Here is an 18764-nt window from a genome sequence, read left to right as displayed (position 1 = left end):
TCACCCTCGTGGAAAAAGGTGAATACTATGACGCAAACTTCATCAGGCAAGACCCAAGGGTCGTTAAGCATAATTAACGTTAAAAAATACGCTCAAAGCTTGCTCAATTAGAGTAAAACAGGGCGACTTTTTTGTATTTGTTTTAAAACCCAGGGCGATGCCCTGGGCTAGGAGCTTCTGCCCTTTCAGGGCGTATTGGATGTGACTTATGACACACTCTCTTTTTACTTTTTTACCTTTTCATTATTCTACAACGATTGGCTTGTACTTAGGAACCAATGCCTTCATGATGCACCAGCCTACGAGGTAAGCAACACTACAGATGCAGAATACAATCATGTAGGCACCTGGCTTGCCATCGAAGCCCATGAAGCTGAAGGCGGAACCCTGACCATCTGCATAGGTGAAGAGCATACCGGAACCCTTGTTGATCAGGAAGGAACCGATACCACCTGCCATTGCACCAATACCGGTGATAGTAGCTACAGTTGACTTAGGGAACATATCACCGATAGTAGAATAAAGGTTGGCAGACCAAGCCTGATGACCTGCACCGAGCAAACCGATGATGATAGCTGGCCACCATGCACTGTACTCACCCATAGGCTGGGCAATCAGACCGAGCAATGGGAAGCAAGCGAAAATCAACATCGCACGCATTCTACCGATATATGGATTCATACCCTTCTTGTCTACAAAGTACGTTGGCAAGTAACCACCACCAATACTCAATACGGTTACAATAGCATAGAGAGTGAAGATGAGGGCGATACCCATACCTGAATCTGAAGAATAACCATACTGGTCAGAGAAGTAAGCTGGTGCCCAGAAGAGGAAGAACCACCAAACACCATCAGTCATCAACTTACCTACGATGAATGACCAGGTCTGACGATAGCTGAAGCACTTCAGAAAACCGATAGTTTTCTCCTCAGCGGCAGTTTCTGTCTCTTTCTCAGCCTCAACCTTATCGAGGTCCTCATCCTGTTCAATATAAGTAAGCTCAGCCTTGTTTACATGCTTGCTCTTAGATGGTTTGTCATAGAGCCATACCCAGAGGCCCATCCATACGTAACCGAGCACACCGATGATAATGAATGCCCACTCCCAGCCCATACTGCGAGCCAACAATGGAATGGTAGCTGGAGCTGCCAAAGCGCCTACTGAAGCACCACTGTTGAAGATAGCGGTAGAGAAAGCACGGTCTTTCTTAGGGAAATACTCTGCTGTTACCTTGATGGCTGCAGGGAAGTTACCTGCCTCACCCACAGCTAGAATCAAACGGCAAGAGAGGAACAACCATACACTGATTGTAGCAATCGCTACAGCTGCATCACTACCTGCCTGTACCATGCGGAGCGCCTCGATAGAATCATATCCTTCCATCTGCATAGCTACCCAACCGCAACCGGCGTGCATCACAGCACCTGTTGACCATACGAAGATAGCGATGAGATAACCTTTCTTGGTACCCATCCAGTCAACGAACTTACCTGCGAAGAGGTTGGCGATGGCATAGAAGATTGAGAAAAGACCGGTGATGGTGCCATAGTGGTCATCTGTCCAGTGGAATTCTGGAGCAATGAAGTCTTTCCATGTTAAAGAGAGAACCTGACGGTCCATGTAATTGACTGTGGTTGCGATGAAGAGCAGCGCACAGATTACCCAACGGAAGTTGGACATTTTGCTTGTTGTAATAGGACTCATTTTGCAAAAAGTTTTTAAGCGTTATACTTATTTTTATTTTAGATTACTATTTAGACGGCAAAGCCTGGATCATATTAATCATGAACCAGGTTGCCATATCATGTATCTTATTATTCCAATGTAGGAATCTTCACTACCTGCATATCGTTGTAGATCAGATTCTCACCTGCCATACCCCAGATAAAGGTATAGTTGCTGGTACCTGCTGCACAGTGGATAGACCACTCTGGAGCAATCACAGCCTGCTCGTTATTCAACCAGATAGGACGTGTCTCCTGTGGCTCGCCCATTACGTGGAGAATCTTCTGACCCTCTGGTACATTATAATAGAGGTAAGTCTCCATACGGCGGAGGTGAGTATGAGCTGGCATGGTGTTCCATACAGAACCCTCCTTCAACTCAGTAACACCCATCTGCAACTGGCAGGTACGAACACCGGCTACACCGTCGATAATCAACTGGTGGATTACGCGGTCGTTGCTCTCTTTCAGGCTACCAGCCTTGATGTTGTTGGCATCTTTCAGGGTAACCTTCTTGGTAGGATATGTCTGATGAGCACAAGCGCTGTTCATATAGAACTTAGCTGGCTTAGCTGCATCCTTGCTGCTTACCTCGATGTTCTTGGCACCACGACCTACGTAGAGAGCCTCCTGGAAACCGAGTGTATACTTCTTGCCGTCAACGATAACAGTACCCTCGCCACCGATGTTGATGATACCCAACTCGCGGTTGTCGAGCAGATTCTTCTGATCGTTTGGCTTGTCTGTATAGAGAGGAGCGATAGAAGTCAGCTTCAGAGGAGCGGCTGTTGGCTCAGCACCACCGATGAGGAAGCGGTCGAACATGGTGTATGTCCAGTTTACCTCGCCTGGAGCAAACACCTTCTCGATAGCGAATTCACTGCGAAGACGGTCTGTTGTATAGTGCTTTGCATCCATCGGATTGCTTGCATAACGAACGTTGTAGTTAGTGTAGGCATTTTCCGCCTTCACTTCATAACCACATTTTCCACACTGGCCAAAAGCCTGACTTGCTGTTAATACCATTGCTGCTAATATTAATGTTAATTTCTTCATAATTATCTTGTTTTATTTTTTACCTTTTTACTTTTTTTCTTCCTTCACGATGCGCTGACGGTTGATAACCATCATGGCTACTGTGATGACTGCGAGAACACCCATACCTACGTATGAAAGCTTCACACCGCGATAGATAACCCATCCGAAGAGAGAGGATGCGAAATCGAGTGCACCGCCAGAGAATCCGTCAGGGATATGAGCGGCATTATCGCCTGTAGCTACATAAACCTGGTTGGCTGCCAGCGTAAAGTCTGGTGCCATATCGGTAACGAAATAGAGACCGATGACGAGGGTTACCAGGCCGATGATAAGCGTCTTCACCACATTACCTCTTGTAAATGGCAGAATCATTGGGAAGAGGTAGAACATACCTGCCAACGATGCCAAAGGCAAGAACTGGTTGCCTGGCAGGAAGACTGCGATAGCCAGGATAACCGGAATCAGAATCACAGATGCTACCAGAGTAGTAGGATGGCCAATAACCAGGGCAGGACTCATACCGATATGAACCTTCTTGCCGTTAAACTTGGTCTTCACCAACTCCTGTGTCTTCTCTGAGATAGGCTTCAAACCGTCGATAAACAGGGCTGTAATACGAGGAATCAGCTCCATCACGGCTCCCATCGTTACACCCAGGAAGAGAATTTTCTTGATATCGAGCTGGGCTGCCCAACCAATCAGGGCACCTACGATAACGCCGAGTACCAGTGGCTCGCCGAGCACACCGAACTTCTTCTTCAGTCCCTCTGCATCGATGTCGAGCTTAGAGAAGCCCGGAATCATATCGAAGAGCTTGTTGAAGACGATAGCGAATGGCATGAAACTCTGGCAGAATGGCTGCGGAATTGAGATACCATCCAAATCGTAATATTTCTGGAATCTGTCGGCTGTCAGGTCTGCACAGACCAGGGTATTGATGTAGCAGACGATAGCTGCGAAATAGCCCCAGAGCAAACTCTGACCCATCACGAAGTAAGCCACCGCACCGATAAAGGCGAAGTGCCAGTAGTTCCAGAGGTCGATATTTACGGTACGTGTTGTCTTGGTAATCAACATCAGGAAGTTGACACCCAGACAGATTGGGATAATTAATGCTCCCACTGCTGTATTGTAAGCTACAGCTGCAGCTGCTGGCCATCCCATGTCAAAAACGTTTAACTGTAGGTGGTAGATATCTGAAATAGCCTTCAATGGGTCGTTGAAGTTGGTAGTCAGCAATGCTGTTACCACGCCCAAACCTACGAAACCCACGCCTACGAAGAGTCCCGACTTCAAAGCCTTTCCGAATTTCATGCCAATACACAGACCGATAACCGTGAAGATGATAGGCATCATCACGCTCGCACCGAGACTGATAATATAGCTAAATACTTGTTCCATTTTAATTTGTAGTATTGTTTAATTGTTAGAAAATACACGACAAAGAACACCCTCTTTTGTCTTTTAATGATTTGTTGTGTGCAAAGATACACTTTTTTCTTCAATTACAATACGTTTTGATGGAAAAAATTACGCAAAAAAAATCCTATCAGAACATTTCTGATAGGATTTCTCTATTTTATACGTTTTAAAATGATTTTTTACCGAATCGGTCTTCATTCTTCCCTCTTCACTTCCTAGTCCTGGAAGTAAACTCTCTTCACACGGTTGCTGATGGTGGTCAGCACCTCGTAAGGGATGGTTTCAAGGATGTCACTCAGTGTCTGGACAGGCAGATGCTCGCCGAAGATTTCTACCGAATCTCCTTCCTTGCAAGGGATGTCGGTCACGTCTATCATAGCCACATCCATACAGATGTTGCCCACATAATCTGCCTTCTGACCGTTCACCAGACAGTAGGCATGACGATTGCCCAGACGGCGGTTCAGTCCGTCAGCATATCCGATAGGGATGGCTGCGATGACGCTGTCTCTATCGAGAATTGTCTTGCGGCTGTAGCCCACACTGTCACCTGCCTTCACGTTGTGCATCTGCAGAATGGTTGTCTTCAGGGTGCTCACGCAGTTGATAGTCTTGTTGTTGCGCGAATTGATGCCGTAGAGTCCGAGTCCCAGACGGCACATATCCAGCTGGCGCTCCGGGAAGTGCTCGATACCTGCCGAATTGCAGATATGGCGCAATATCTTATGGTCGAAGGCTGCCTGCAACTGCTTGCTGCCCTTGTCGAAGAGTTCAAACTGATGAGCTGAGAAATCATCGAAACTGTCGTCATCGCTGCCCACGAAGTGAGAGAACACAGAACGTGGGATGATGGCATTCTGGTGCTTCAGCTTGCCGATGAGTTCCTCCATATCGTTCTCCGGGTCGAAGCCCATGCGATGCATGCCGGTATCCAGCTTGATATGGACAGGGAAACCGGTTACTCCCTCTTTCTCAGCTGCCTTGATGAGCGCATCGAGCAGACGGAAAGAGTAAACCTCCGGCTCCAGGTCGTAATCGAACATGGTCTTGAAGGCGGTCATCTCCGGATTCATGATCATGATGTTGCTGGTGATGCCGTTCTTGCGCAGCGTAACGCCCTCATCGGCTACAGCCACAGCCAGATAGTCTACACGATGATCCTGTAGGGTCTTGGCTATCTCCACGGCACCTGCACCATAGCCGTCTGCCTTGATCATGCATACCAACTTGGTTTCCGGCTTCATAAACGCACGGTAGTAGTTCAGATTGGCTACCACGGCATTCAGATTCACCTCCAGCGTAGTCTCGTGTACCTTCTGTACCAGCAGTTCGGTGAGCTGGTCGAAGCCAAACTGGCGGGCGCCCTTCAGCAGAATCACCTCATCGCGCAGGGAAGCAAACACCTCGCTGGCGATGAATTCCTCTACATTCGGGAAGAAGAACTTCTCTGAAATCTGAATCACATCGTGCTGCTTGCAGAGCTCAGGACCGATACCGATGAACTTTACCACGCCACGTTTACGGGCTAAATCGCTCACCTCTTTATATAATGCCTCCGGTTCCTGACCGCTCTGGTAGATGTCGCTCAATATCAGCGTATGGCGACGACCGCGATGGTCTGGACGGCGGTTCATGAAGTCGAGGGCGATATCAAGCGAATTGATATCACTGTTGCAGCTGTCGTTGATCAGCGTACATCCGTGCTGTCCTACCTTCACCTCCAGTCTCATTGCCACAGGTTCGAGCTGTGCCATGCGCTTGTCGATATCTTCAGCCGAAAGACCGAGTTTCGATGCCACGACAGCAGAGATGATGGCATTCTGTACAGATGCATCGTCGATGAACGGGATAGAGAAACTGTCTTCCTCACCTTTATATATATAGGTAATCACGCTCACGCTCTGCTGCTTCTCGATGTTCTTCACATAGAAAGGAGCCTCCGCATTCTTGAGCGACCAGAAGAGTTTCTCGCCCTTATAGTCGGGATATTCGGCCATCACCTTGTTGATAACCTCGTCATCGCCATCATAGATTACGGTCTCTGCATCATGGAAGAGGATGAGTTTCTCCCGGCATTTCTCCTCCATGGAAGAGAAATTCTCCTGATGCGCAGCACCCAGATTGGTCAGTACGGCGATGGTTGGCTGGATGATGTCACGCAGGGCAAGCATTTCGCCAGGCATACTGATACCTGCCTCAAAAACGCCCACCTGGGTCTGCTCGTTCATCAGCCATACCGACAATGGCACACCTATCTGAGAGTTGTAACTGCGCGGACTGCGGGTAACAAACATGCTTGGCGAGAGCAGCTGGTAGAGCCACTCCTTGACCATGGTCTTGCCGTTTGAGCCCGTGATGCCTACGATAGGGATGTTGAATTCGTCACGGTGGCGCTCAGCCAGACGCTGGAGAGCCTCGAGCGTGTTTACTACCTTCAGGAAGTTGGCTCCCGGATAATCTGAAGCATAGCCCTTAGGCACATTCGTTACAACAAAGTTTTTCACACCTCTGCGATACAGCTCAGGGATGTAGTTATGACCATCATTGCGCTCCGACTTGAGCGCAAAGAACAGAGTTTCCTCTGGGAAACAAAGTGAACGACTATCGGTCAGGATAAAACCGATGTTGGTATCATTGTCTCCATAGCGACGCGCACCTATCAGTGTGGTTACCTTTTCAATAGTATATGTCATTGTCTTGTTATTTAAATATTCTTTATTTTATAAGAGATGATATTTCTCCTCAAATTGTCTTTTCTTCTCTTCCGTCCTGGCGATGAACTTCTGATGTTCCTCGCTCTCGGGATGGAAGGGCTTGTGGCCGAGTGCTTCGCGGATAGGCCGCCAGTCTTCCAGAAACTGCTCCGCTGCCTTGCCGAAGTAAGTTGCCCGGAACCGCTCCCAGATATAGTCTACAGCCTGCTGGCTCGGGTGCAGCATGTCTTCCTTGTAGAAGCGATAGTCACGAAGTTCATCGTTCATGATCTCGTAAGCCGGAAAATAGCTCACCACCCCGGGATTCTCCTTCACCAGCTTATCGGCTGCCAGCAGGAGCGTAGCCTTCGAAAGCTGACTCCCATGATAGCCGTATTTCGCATAGCGGATAGGACTTACCGTGATGATGACCTTCAGAGTGCCTTCACTGCTACCGGATGCTGCGGTCTGCGATTTCAGCAGATTGATAGCCTTCTGCAGATAGCCGGCACATTCGTCCACGCTCAGTTCCCGCTCTTCGAAGAGGCGCTGCGGGCGTTTCTGGCAGTTGTCCACTATCTCGCCCGTCTCCTTCAGGATATACACATGGTTGGTACCCAGCGTAAAGACAGCCACCCGGGGACGGACCTCGGAACATTTCTCTACCGTATGGAGAATGCTTGCCGGATTATACATCACCCCGAAGGGATTCACCGTAGCCCGGAAGCGGTTCTCCACAAACCGCCTACCCAGATTGTCGGCAAAGCAACTGCCCACAAAGAGCATCCGCTCTGCCGCCCCTATCTCGAAGTCGGCCTTCGGAATATCTATTTCTGTGCGAAACAGCATAAGTCTTTCTCTTTTTTATTCATTCACTTCCGGAGAAGCCTTCTTGAGTTTTCTCACCTCAACCACTATACCTATTATAATAAGGAGAGCCAGAACGCCATAACCGATGTAAGCCACCGTCTCGGTATTCTTGAGCGACTGAGGATGGAAATCGAGCACAACCTTATGGCTGCCTGCTTTCACGTTCAGCGCACGCAGAATATAGTTCACTCTGCCCAGCTCAGCCGGCTGTCCGTCTACCGTAGCCGTCCAGCCCGGATAGTAAATCTCAGAGAATACGATCACGCCGCCCTTGCTCGACTTCACCTCGTAAGTCAGGTTGTTCGGCTTATACTGCGTCATCTTCACCACCGAAGTATCATCCTGCTTCACGCTCTGCGCCAGCTGTTCCTTAAACTTGGCATCAGCCACAGCCACGTGTCGGAGGTTCACCTTGCCCACGCCATCGATTTCCTCGTTGGCATTGTTCACATACTTCACCTCGTCTACGAACCATGCATTGCCGTAGGCATACGGATTCTGAACCGGAACGGTCTGTCCGCCCTTCAGCGGCATGATGAAGTATTTGGTATTCAGCATGTTCAATACTGGATAGATACTGTCGCCGTTCACCTTGGTCATATCGCCGCCCGCAGCAGCTACCGCCTGCATCGTCTTCTGCATCTCAGGAGCGATATGTGCATCAATCATCTCCTGGTAGCGACGGAGCTTGGCTGGATGATAACCGCCGATGCTCTTGTGGTAGTAAGAGGTCTCGTTCTCATTGAATGTATTCGATGCCAGATTCAGCACACGGTAGTCGAGTGACTTGTCACGGCAGATAATCTTGTCGGTCTCGGTCATCTGCTGCGGTGTATCGCGCTGCGCCTTGTCCACGAACATATCATCGTAGAGATAGCGCTTGTTCACCATCCACATATCCACCAGACAGAGCACGGCGATACCGGCAATCATATATTCCTTGCCCAGCTTCTTCATCTTGAAGAGCATCAGCAGTGCCGAACCGATGAGGATGATCCAGAACGAACGCCAGCAGTCGGATGTGAAGATGCCCTTGCGGATATCCGTCAGATTGCTCATGATTGGAGAGATATACTCCTGAGGCAACTGCTGCAGCGCCTGCGTCTCCTGTACCGATACGAAATCAGAGAAAAATACGCCCGGCATGATGGCGAAGAGCAGACAGAAACCTGCTGTCAGACCGAAACTGGCATATACATATTTTATCTTCTCTGTCAGAATCTCCGGCTCATCCACAATCTTCTTCAGCGCCATCATCGCCAGGAGCGGGATGGTGAATTCTGCGATAACCAGGATAGATGCCACCGTGCGGAACTTGGCATACATCGGCACATAATCGAGGAAGAAATTGGTAAACGGCATGAAGTTTCTACCCCAGGCGAGCAGGATGCTCAGGATGGTGGCTGCAAGCAGCGCCCACTTCATCGGACCCTTCACGATAAACAGACCCAGGATAAAGAGCATGCAGACGAAGGCGCCTACATATACCGGTCCGCTCGTTCCCGGCTGGTTGCCCCAGTACTGTCCCAGCTGCTGGTAAATCTGAACGAAGTTAGGATCCGCCTTCTCCATCGCCTGATGGTTCTGCGCCAGCGGCACGGAGGCACCGCCCTTGGCATCCGGAATCATCAGCGTCCAGGTTTCGTCGATACCATAGCTCCACTGTGTGATATAGTCTCTATCCAGACCGCTGCTGGTCTGGTTAGCCGCATTTTTCTTTACGAGTTCGCTCTTTCCACGCATGGTTTCCTGACCGTACTGCCAGGTATGATAAAGGTTCGAGAGGTTGAGCGAGATACCGATAAGGGCACCCACCACGCATACCGCCGTAGCCTTTCCGAAACGTGCGAGTTCACCTTTCTTGATGGCATCTGCCAGGAAGGCAATCACCATGAAGAGGATGATAAAGAGATAGTAATAAGTCATCTGCACGTGGTTAGCCTGCACCTCGAAAGCCGAGAAGATGGCAGTAAGGAGCAGTCCCTTGAGATACTTGCCCCGATAGGCAAGCACCACGCCCGCAATCATCGGCGGCAGATAAGCCAGCGCCCATACCTTCCAGATATGTCCGGCAGCGATAATGATGAAAAAGTAGGACGAGAATGCCCAGATGATACTTCCCAGCGCCGCCAGCGACTGTCTGAAGTCGAAGGCACGCAGCATGATATAGAAGCCCAGGAGGTATACGAAAACATACCAAACATAGTCTGGCAACCACAGATGATATGCCTTCACAATCTGGCTGAGCACCTGATTACTATCATACGAAGGCGACATCTGATAGGTAGGCATACCGCCAAACACCGAGTTCGTCCATCGTGTAGTCTCTCCCGTCTGTTGCTGGAAGAGTTCCTTTTCATGTCCCAGTCCCTTTCCTGCCGCTGCATCATGTTGGAAGAGGATTCGTCCGTCCATATCGGCTGGCATAAAGTAGACGAAGGAGATGATTGCAAATGCAATAACTACCAGAATATCCAGTAGATACTTCTTCAAAAATTTCATATTTCTATATAAACGTTTATAATTTGAAGGCAAAGATAGCATAAATTGGAGACAAAACAAAAAAATATAGCAAAAATTTATATTTTTTTTGTTGAGAAAGTTGTATTAGGTCAGAAATAGGGGTTCCCCTCTATCATTTAGGGAAACACTCGCTGCCGTTGCGTTTTTTATCCGTACCTTTGCACCGTAAAACAAGTTTCTTCAAACAGTATATATTAATGTATAAAAGAATAAGAATTATGAAAAGATTAGCATTCATCATGATGGCATTGCTTCTGGCTCTGATGCCGGCAGCAGCACAGAATTATCGTGACAGCAGATATTACAACAGCAAGACAGACCGTCTAGACTACCGTTACAACCACAACTACGGCAGCCCGTATTACGGATTCCGCATCGGTCCTGCCTTCACCTTTGTCAATTCCGACGATTCCCGTCTGGATGGTGGCGACTGGCAGACCGGTCTGAATGTGGGCGTAGTAGCCGGCATCCCATTGACCGACAGCGCCCCACTCTATCTCGAAACCGGACTCTCATATATAGAGAAAGGTGGCAAGAAGGATCTTCCTGAAGGCAAGAAGATGACCTACGACCTCAATTATCTTGAGATTCCAGCCGTACTGAAGTACAAGTACGAAGTAGACGATCACTTCTCCATCCAGCCTCAGGTAGGCGGCTATTTTGCCGTTGGTGTAGGAGGCAAGATCAAGAACTTTGCCGAGCGTGAAGCAGAGAGCTCATTCAAGGATGCAAACTTCCGCCGCCTTGATGGTGGTATCCGCATCGGCTGCGGCATCGGCTACGACATGTTCTATGCCGATCTCACCTACGACATCGGTCTTGCCAACATCTGCCACGACAGTTTCGACAAATCGCGCAATGGAGCCCTCCAGCTCAATTTCGGAGTTAACTTCTAGAAACGTTTAAAGGTAAAAAAGTAAAAAGAGCCTTACCCCCCTTCGCGCCCCCGTCCCCAGCGATTCCATCGCTGGTCCCCCGTAATGTTAAAAGCCCCTGATGCAAAAACACACCAGGGGCTATATAAATTTACGAGGGAATGGGGTTATAAAGAGTTAAGGCTCTTTTTACCTTTTTTACTTTTTTACCTTTTTACCTTTAAAAGCCTTTTTCCTTAAAAACTCCTTAAACTTTGCTACACTCTGCAATATTTTTAGTAATTTTGCACCCAAAAGTTAGTATACAATATGAAAATAGGAATTATCGTTGCGATGGACAAGGAGTTCGCGCAACTCAAAACATTATTGACCGAATCGCAGGTTGAGAGAAAAAACTATAAGGACTTCGTTATCGGAAAGATTGGCAATAACGAGGTGGTGATGCAACAATGCGGCATCGGTAAGGTGAACAGTACCATAGGTGCCGTGGAAATGATTGACAACTATCACCCAGACCTTGTTATCTCTTCAGGCGTGGCTGGAGGCGCTGATATCAACCTCAATGTAACCGAGGTTGTGGTAGCTACCAACTGCGTTTATCACGATGCCTACTGCGGAGAGGAATGTGAATTCGGACAGATTCTAGGCATGCCTGCTTCCTTCAAGTCGCCTAAGGAATATGTGGAGAAGGCTCTTGCCATCAACAGCCTGCCAGACAACAAGCACCCGAAGATCCATGCCGGCCAGATTGTGAGCGGCGAATGGTTTGTTGACAGCAAGGAGAAGATGCGCTCTATCCTGGAACACTTCCCTCAGGCGATGGCGGTGGATATGGAGAGCTGCTCTATCGCTCAGACCTGCCACATCTACAAGACGCCTTTCATCTCCTTCCGCATCATCAGCGATGTACCGCTGAAGGATACCAAGGCACAGCAGTATTTCGACTTCTGGGCTAAAATGGCTGAAGGCTCATTCAATGTTACCAAGGCTTTTCTGGAAAGTCTTTAGGAGTGTTGAATGTTGAATGTTGAGTGTTGAATTTTTGCCTAACGGACTCAAGGGCGCTAGCCTAATTCAACATTCAACATTCAACACTATTCATTCAACATTCAACACTATTCATTCAACACTTAACATTCAACATTCAACATTATAAAAAAGATGAATAAGATTCCAAGTTTTACAATCAATCATAACAAGTTGCTCCGCGGCATCTACGTGAGCCGTAAGGACGAAGTAGGCGGAGAAGTGATCACAACATTCGATATCCGCATGAAGGTGCCTAACCAGGAGCCTTGTCTGCACAACGGTGCCATCCATACCATCGAGCATCTGGCTGCCACCTATCTGCGCAACGACGAGGAGTGGAAGGACCGCATCATCTATTGGGGACCGATGGGATGCCTCACGGGCAACTATCTCCTCATCAAGGGCGACCTGGAGAGCAAGGACATCGTGGAACTGATGAAGCGTACTTTCGCCTTCATCGCCGATTTCGAGGGCGAGATTCCTGGACAAGCAGCCAAGGACTGTGGCAACTACTTGCTCCACGACCTCCCTATGGCAAAGTACGAATCCAAGAAATACCTCGAAGAGGTCTTGAATGTCATCAAGGAAGAGAACCTCGTCTATCCGACACAAGACTAAAAAAGTGTTTAACCCTAGCAGAAAGTTCCGTGCCACGCCGTGGCACAGAACTTTTCACTAGGCGAAAATACATCTTTATCTAGAGATAAATATATTTTCAGTGTACTTTCGATAAATTACTTCATTACCTTTTGGGTCTTAACAGAACCATCCTCATATATCGTCTTGACGATGTTCAAGCCTGGCGAAGTGTTAGCCTTTCTGATACCATCGGCAGAATACACTTCTGTTCTTGCAACCTCAGCATCAGAAGCAACCTGAGAGATACCTGTAGAAACAGCCACCTCATACTTTTGGCTCAAACTACCATTCTCATTGACAGCCTTGATGTAAGCAGGCATCTTACCTGCCTCAATCTCACAGTTTGTGTCCTTGGTGATAGCCAATACATTGTCATTGGCATCGAATACGATGTAGCAGATAGCAAACTCAGAAGCTGTCCAACTCATCTTGTTGGCATTCTTATACCAATAGATGTTCTTTGGCGCATCCACTGGTTCCATCAACATACGAGGATTCCAATGGTCAGAGCCTGACACTACATTTTCATAGCTATACTTAGCAACATCATCTGCAGTGAGCACAGCCTTGCAAGTTCCACTCTTCTGCACATAAGTATCATCATCTTGCTTTTCACTATAAGTATATTCGGTGCGACGGTTAGTCAAATCTACAGGATTACCATTAGCATCTACTGTATTATACTCGGCGAAGATAGCAGGAATAGCACCCATATTGTTCCATCCAGCTGGAGAAATCATATTCTTGGCGATAGTGTTCAAGAACACGGTCTTAGGACTATTGTGCCAAGGGCGACCAAGAGCACAAGTACCAGTCTTAGCGATGTCGTTACCATCAATGGTACAACTCTTGAACACATAACCAAACTCAGAAGTCCGATGACATGGAGCTACGATAACCGAACCTGCGCGCATATTGTACATCGTACAGTGGTCGAGGTACACATTACCACCACCATAGAGATAATCCACAGCACCCTCGATGTGGCAATCCTTGACATAATGACGGTCTGTCTCATTCTTGGTAGAGGTCTCCCAAGTATCTTGGAATGAACGCATCTTACAGTTGTAAGTTGTCAAACGGTCTGCGTTGGTACGCAAAGCCAAAGCCATCGGACCATTCTGAGTATCTACACCATAGCTATTGACGAAATCAATATTCTCTGAATAGAAGTCGTTACCACCAATCTCTACCACGGCGTGACGACCATAGTTAGGGTCATTAGGGTTGCTATTAGAGCCTGGTTTGTCAGGAGAGTCGCACATAATATAGTGCTTGATGACAGTCTTCTCCTTATCCTGACCAATCAAGTGAATATTGGTCTTGTTCTGCTCGATGGTTACCAACTCATCATATACACCATTCTTGATGAAGATGAGGTATGGATAACCACTGTTCTCTGGAGCTGCATCAATAGCTGCCTGAACCGTGGTATAGTCGCCCGTGCCATCTTGTGCAACAACTGCATCAAAGGTCTTGGCTGTAGGACGTGGACGATCCATGACATTAAATTTCAAGGTTACCCCATCGAAAGAGTTACCTACCTTATCCACAACAGCCCCTGCTGGCAATACAAAAGTACATTCCTCACCATAGTTGAGACCTGCGTATGCGAATGAAACAGTCTTTGTGCCAAATACACCTGATAGCTGTTTGCCATTGAGAGTAGCTGAACCTGCACCCTGCTTAATCTTCTTGTCAAAAGTCAGCACGATGTTGCCTGACGCAGAAGCCGTCTTGGATGCCTGGGCTGGAGAAGAAGAAAGGAGCTTTGGAGCCTGTGTATCAGTAGCTGCATCATCTTCACCATAAACAATTACCTCTGCTAGATAGAAGCCCTCTGTTGCATTGTCGGCTGGAGAGCCAAGGAGAGAGCTATTGGTATCACCTATCCAACGAACATAAACAACACTATTAGCTGCAATGTCTGAAGGAAGAGCTACTTGCTGCTCAATCCACTTTTTCTGCTCAGAAATCTCGAAAGAAGCCAAGTCTGTATATTTCTCACCATCGAGAGAGTACTGCAACTTCTGGACCTTGTGAACACAGTCATTGTCTGCGGCAGCCAAGAAGTGTACAGAGATATTCTTATAATAACCCACATTGAACTTAGCCACGAAGCTACGTGGATTGCCCATGTCAGCCAAACCTGTGTAACGACGAATACAAGGATAATTGCCACCGTCAAAGTTGCGAACGCTTGGTCCCCAATTGCTCTGTGTTCCATCGCCATTGTAGAGATTCATGAAACCAGTGTTATCTGTCTCGGTATAGAAGTCACCAGGACGAGCATTGCGAGGATCACTCTCCTTGAAATTCCAACCTGTGATGAAAGGAATCATGTCAAAAGTTGCCTTGATAGTCTTATTACCATCCACAGTGATGATACGCTTGCTCTCGCTTGTCTGGTCTTCCCAATACAAGAAAGAACTAACCTTGTTAGGAACAACAGTAACAGTTACAACCGTACCATCCACATACTTACCATCCACTGGCTCTGGTGAAAGTTCCACCTCACCATACTTGGCGCCTTCGCCATCCATCTCTACATGGAGAGTATAAGTTGTCAACTTCTCATAAACAGCCTTAACCTGTGCATTGTCCTCCACCTTATATAGGTAAGGATTCTCTGTAGAAAGAGACTTGCCACTCTTGTCTTGCCATTCTTTGAAACGATAGCCATAGTTGGACGAGGCAGAAAGCGTAACCGTCTCATCACGTTCAAAATCAGAAGAAGATGGGGTTACTTTTCCAGCCTCAGCAGGAGAAGCCACAACATCCAAATGCACGATATCAGTAATGGTCTTCAACCATTTTGTGTCACCAATTACACCACCATCGGTAGCCGCTGTTGCCAATGGGGAAGCAGAAGTAATGTAGAAATTTCCATTGTCTGGGTCAGGGAAGTTGAGGGCATTCATGCCCAACTGTTCCAAAGTCACATCGTCGATGCTTTGACTGACAGCAGACTTCTGTGAATAACTGCCATAATTGATAATCAAGTTCTTGTTTGCCACAAGGGTACCACCAGTAGCCTTCAATACCTGAGGACGGTCTCCATCCGTTCCACCATTATAGAAGATGTTGTTGGTAAAAGTGTAAGTGGCATTACCTGTTTTCTTGGCATCCACATTACATATAGCATATTTCGCCGCCTTTGACCAATTATACACCGTATTATGGTTGAAAGTGAAAGAGAACTCACCATTATAGGCATTTCTAGGAGTAAAAAATCCTTCTCCATTGGCATAATTGTAAAGGGTAGAGTTCTCTACCTTCACGCTCTTTACAGTATGTGAAGGATAAAGGAAATTCCAACCATTCTTACCACAGTCATGCACAAGACAATTCTCGAAATTGATGGCTTCAATGTTCTTACCAGCATTATTGGTACGAATCAAACTGCGATATACATTCTTGATTTCACTATTCTTAAACGTGATTTCCTTGATGTCACCATACTTCAAGTCCATGAAATAATTGTTAGAGGTATTGATGGTTACTCCATCGAACACCAAACCTCCACCTGTGGAAGTTTCCTCTGAACTTGACACACTACCGACAATCTCCACTTCGGCACCTGTTGCAGCCTTCAATGTGATTGTTTTCCCAACAGGGAACTCGATTTTGTCGGCATACTTACCACTCGACAAGAGCAGTACATCACCATCATTTGCCTCAGCCACGGCTTGCGACAAAGTTTCTGGTGTTACGTCCTTTTCTTCCGCATGTAGGAACATACAGACAAAAAGACTCAGTAATAGGAATACTTTTCTCATGTTTTTTTTAGTTTATTAGTATTTTTTTGTTATTGATGATATTGACACCCTTTTGAGGCTTACCCAATCTCTTCCCTGAAAGGTCGTAGATGACCTGTTTGTCAGACAACTTATATGTAATCTGCTCTACTCCTGACGTTAAGGTTCCATAACCCTTCAAGAGAACATTGGCAAAGCCGATAGAGCGAGTAGGATTCAACTTATAGATATAGAACACCAGCTTGCCATGCCCTGAAGTAGGCTCTATCTTCTCATCTTGGAAGTCGATTTCCTCTGGCACTTCACTTGTCCCCTTAGGGTCGCCAGCATGGATGCCTTGGCTAAGTTGGGTTCTGTTGCCATTGGCATCTATCCAAACCGCATCAAAGTAACCTCCACTTGTTCCGTATCTCAAAGCCGAAACCGAGAGAGAAAGAGGCGTAAAAGTCATGCCGTCAGGAATTTCAATGTCGTAAGCCAAATAGCAATCCTCATCAACCTGCTTGGTTTCCTCCGCCACATTGAAACGAGTGAACTGATGATTGAAACTTCGATAAGTATCGGTCAAAGTCAACTTGTCACCAAGAGACATCGTTCCACCTTTTATATAACTGCTCTCTATCGTAGGAATCTCGGAAAGCGTGCCCTTGTCCATTTTCCATGAAATCGAGGAATTTGCCACTTTCGTATCTGGTTGGTATGGCTCGCCTGCCTTGCCAACTTCCTCAGCCCCCTCATACTGACCATTGGTTATATCCTCAACAAGTTCATTGAGATAAACCTCCAACATCGTATAACCTTCTTCATTACGCCTATTACCATCCTTGGCATCGTTCGGATTAAGACCATGCGCAGTCTCCCACTCATCAGGAATACCATCACCATCCATATCTGTTGGAGCAATTGTACTCTTCAACTCAGGCCATGGAGACCAATCATCGCCAGCATCAGCAGGTTTCAAATCAGTCAGTTTATCAATGATACCGCCCTTATTGGCAGACGCTCCCTTAAAGGTGTAAGTACCATTCTTGCATTCGGCAGTTAAACGTTCGTCAATGGCATCACGGCTCTTGCTGCAACCAGCATACTGCAACACCAAAGGATAGCAACCTTCCGCTGTGTGTTGGTGCAACAATGGCACCTCACCCAGTTCCTGACCATTATCCAAATCTTCTCGCGTTTTTTTGCCATCAATCAAGTCTGTTGTATTGATAGCGACACCATTCCAATTATCAGCGTTGACAGCTGTATATTTTGTATTTATATTTCCTTGGATGAAGAAGCTTCCCCAATAGCTCGTTGTTCCATCCTCACTGGTACCAGAACCAATCTTGATAAACTTATCCTTGGTTGAACTTGTCGTGGCTGCACCTGGCTTATAATAATTATTGATGATGTTGACGTTCATTCCCTCTGCGCCATAGCAGCCATTGCCACTCCAGTTATAGATGACGTTATTACGCATATCGGTATAATGGTCACTTGGTTGTCCCAAGGAGCCTGTTCCGAAGCGAGGGGTACGACTGTCATGATGAATCATCAAGTTATGATAGTAAGACGCACCAATTCCACCCCAAATAGCTCCATAGCCATGAGCACCCTTGCTATGCAAGCTCATGCGAAGGCTCTCAGAGATAATGCACCACTGCATCGTGAAGTTGGTGTTGGCATAGAAAGAAGCACACTCATCAGTACACCATGAGATAGAACAATGGTCTATGATGACATTGGTCGAGAAACGACCACCGAAAGCATCAGCTCCATCAGCCTCGTCAGCAGTCAACTTCTGATCGCCCATTCTAAAGCGCATATATCTCACGATGACATTGTTTCCACTCACCTCCACAGGGTAATCTGCCAAACAGATGCCATCGCCAGGAGCACTCTGACCAGCTATAGTGATATTGCTAGCAGAGATTCTGAGAGAACTATTCAAATGAATCGTTCCCGACACCTTGAATAGAATCGTTGCATTTGTCAACTTGGTTACACCATAACGAAGTGTTCCTTCTTGATCGCCATCATCAAGGGTGGTCACATAATAAACACTTCCACCTCTACCGCCTTTCGTATAGCGTCCGTAACCATCTGCACCAGGGAAGGCTGGCACTTGTGCCATGGAGGCACAAGTACAAAGCAGTCCCATAAAACCTAAAAATATATGTCTTTTATTCATAATCGTTTTTAGCT

11 protein-coding genes are annotated in these 18764 nt (G+C 47.1%); 3 read left to right on the top strand and 8 right to left on the bottom strand.

Going from position 1 to position 18764, the window contains the following annotated elements:
* Positions 1-243: 243 nt before the first annotated feature.
* The 6 genes from ACWJAO_RS07075 to ACWJAO_RS07050 all read right to left on the bottom strand — a co-directional run bounded on the left by ACWJAO_RS07075 (position 244) and on the right by ACWJAO_RS07050 (position 10252).
* On the bottom strand, positions 244-1707 hold the full coding sequence (locus ACWJAO_RS07075) for an MFS transporter (RefSeq protein WP_287828977.1): 1464 nt from the start codon (positions 1705-1707) through the stop codon (positions 244-246).
* A gap of 110 nt (positions 1708-1817) precedes the next feature.
* The gene (gene kduI, locus ACWJAO_RS07070; RefSeq protein WP_449139743.1) at positions 1818-2783 is read right to left on the bottom strand and encodes a 5-dehydro-4-deoxy-D-glucuronate isomerase; all 966 of its coding nucleotides are present in this window, start codon (positions 2781-2783) and stop codon (positions 1818-1820) included.
* A gap of 27 nt (positions 2784-2810) precedes the next feature.
* Positions 2811-4166 (bottom strand): PTS transporter subunit IIC, encoded by a 1356-nt coding sequence (locus ACWJAO_RS07065; RefSeq protein WP_287839734.1) that lies wholly within the window; start codon positions 4164-4166, stop codon positions 2811-2813.
* Positions 4167-4402: 236 nt separating this feature from the next.
* A complete protein-coding gene (locus ACWJAO_RS07060; RefSeq protein ID WP_449139742.1) occupies positions 4403-6880 on the bottom strand; it encodes a bifunctional UDP-N-acetylmuramoyl-tripeptide:D-alanyl-D-alanine ligase/alanine racemase in 2478 nt (825 codons plus the stop codon).
* 27 nt (positions 6881-6907) lie between these two features.
* Positions 6908-7729, bottom strand: a complete 822-nt coding sequence (locus ACWJAO_RS07055; RefSeq protein WP_449139741.1) for a GSCFA domain-containing protein — start codon at positions 7727-7729, stop codon at positions 6908-6910.
* Between the two features lie 15 nt (positions 7730-7744).
* A complete protein-coding gene (locus ACWJAO_RS07050; protein ID WP_449139740.1) occupies positions 7745-10252 on the bottom strand; it encodes a YfhO family protein in 2508 nt (835 codons plus the stop codon).
* A 239-nt stretch (positions 10253-10491) separates the two neighbouring features.
* Between ACWJAO_RS07050 and ACWJAO_RS07045 the strand changes: the two genes are divergently transcribed.
* The 3 genes from ACWJAO_RS07045 (at position 10492) to ACWJAO_RS07035 (ending at position 12795) form a co-directional block, all read left to right on the top strand.
* Entirely contained in the window at positions 10492-11169 is a 678-nt protein-coding gene (locus ACWJAO_RS07045; RefSeq protein ID WP_287797248.1) for an outer membrane beta-barrel protein, read from the top strand.
* Positions 11170-11457: 288 nt separating this feature from the next.
* The gene (locus ACWJAO_RS07040; protein WP_449139739.1) at positions 11458-12156 is read left to right on the top strand and encodes a 5'-methylthioadenosine/adenosylhomocysteine nucleosidase; all 699 of its coding nucleotides are present in this window, start codon (positions 11458-11460) and stop codon (positions 12154-12156) included.
* Between the two features lie 153 nt (positions 12157-12309).
* On the top strand, positions 12310-12795 hold the full coding sequence (locus ACWJAO_RS07035) for an S-ribosylhomocysteine lyase (protein WP_449139738.1): 486 nt from the start codon (positions 12310-12312) through the stop codon (positions 12793-12795).
* Positions 12796-12911: 116 nt separating this feature from the next.
* Here the strand turns inward: ACWJAO_RS07035 and ACWJAO_RS07030 are convergent, their stop codons facing one another.
* Positions 12912-16595 carry a pectinesterase family protein gene (locus tag ACWJAO_RS07030; protein ID WP_449139737.1) on the bottom strand — a complete coding sequence of 1228 codons (3684 nt, stop codon included), beginning with the start codon at positions 16593-16595 and terminating at the stop codon, positions 12912-12914.
* Between the two features lie 7 nt (positions 16596-16602).
* On the bottom strand, positions 16603-18750 hold the full coding sequence (locus ACWJAO_RS07025; protein WP_449139736.1) for a hypothetical protein: 2148 nt from the start codon (positions 18748-18750) through the stop codon (positions 16603-16605).
* Positions 18751-18764: the final 14 nt, after the last annotated feature.

The sequence above is a fragment of the Segatella sp. genome (assembly GCF_977051555.1).
The sequence above is the reverse complement of the archived record's forward strand: the minus strand, read 5'-3'. Positions and strand labels throughout refer to the sequence as shown.

Bases quoted from the DNA above. Each gene is read 5' to 3' on its own strand.
- ACWJAO_RS07075 (WP_287828977.1), bottom strand. From the start codon at position 1,707: ATGAGTCCTATTACAACAAGCAAAATGTCCAACTTCCGTTGGGTAATC.
- kduI (WP_449139743.1), bottom strand. From the start codon at position 2,783: ATGAAGAAATTAACATTAATATTAGCAGCAATGGTATTAACAGCAAGT.
- ACWJAO_RS07065 (WP_287839734.1), bottom strand. From the start codon at position 4,166: ATGGAACAAGTATTTAGCTATATTATCAGTCTCGGTGCGAGCGTGATG.
- ACWJAO_RS07060 (WP_449139742.1), bottom strand. From the start codon at position 6,880: ATGACATATACTATTGAAAAGGTAACCACACTGATAGGTGCGCGTCGC.
- ACWJAO_RS07055 (WP_449139741.1), bottom strand. From the start codon at position 7,729: ATGCTGTTTCGCACAGAAATAGATATTCCGAAGGCCGACTTCGAGATA.
- ACWJAO_RS07050 (WP_449139740.1), bottom strand. From the start codon at position 10,252: ATGAAATTTTTGAAGAAGTATCTACTGGATATTCTGGTAGTTATTGCA.
- ACWJAO_RS07045 (WP_287797248.1), top strand. From the start codon at position 10,492: ATGAAAAGATTAGCATTCATCATGATGGCATTGCTTCTGGCTCTGATG.
- ACWJAO_RS07040 (WP_449139739.1), top strand. From the start codon at position 11,458: ATGAAAATAGGAATTATCGTTGCGATGGACAAGGAGTTCGCGCAACTC.
- ACWJAO_RS07035 (WP_449139738.1), top strand. From the start codon at position 12,310: ATGAATAAGATTCCAAGTTTTACAATCAATCATAACAAGTTGCTCCGC.
- ACWJAO_RS07030 (WP_449139737.1), bottom strand. From the start codon at position 16,595: ATGAGAAAAGTATTCCTATTACTGAGTCTTTTTGTCTGTATGTTCCTA.
- ACWJAO_RS07025 (WP_449139736.1), bottom strand. From the start codon at position 18,750: ATGAATAAAAGACATATATTTTTAGGTTTTATGGGACTGCTTTGTACT.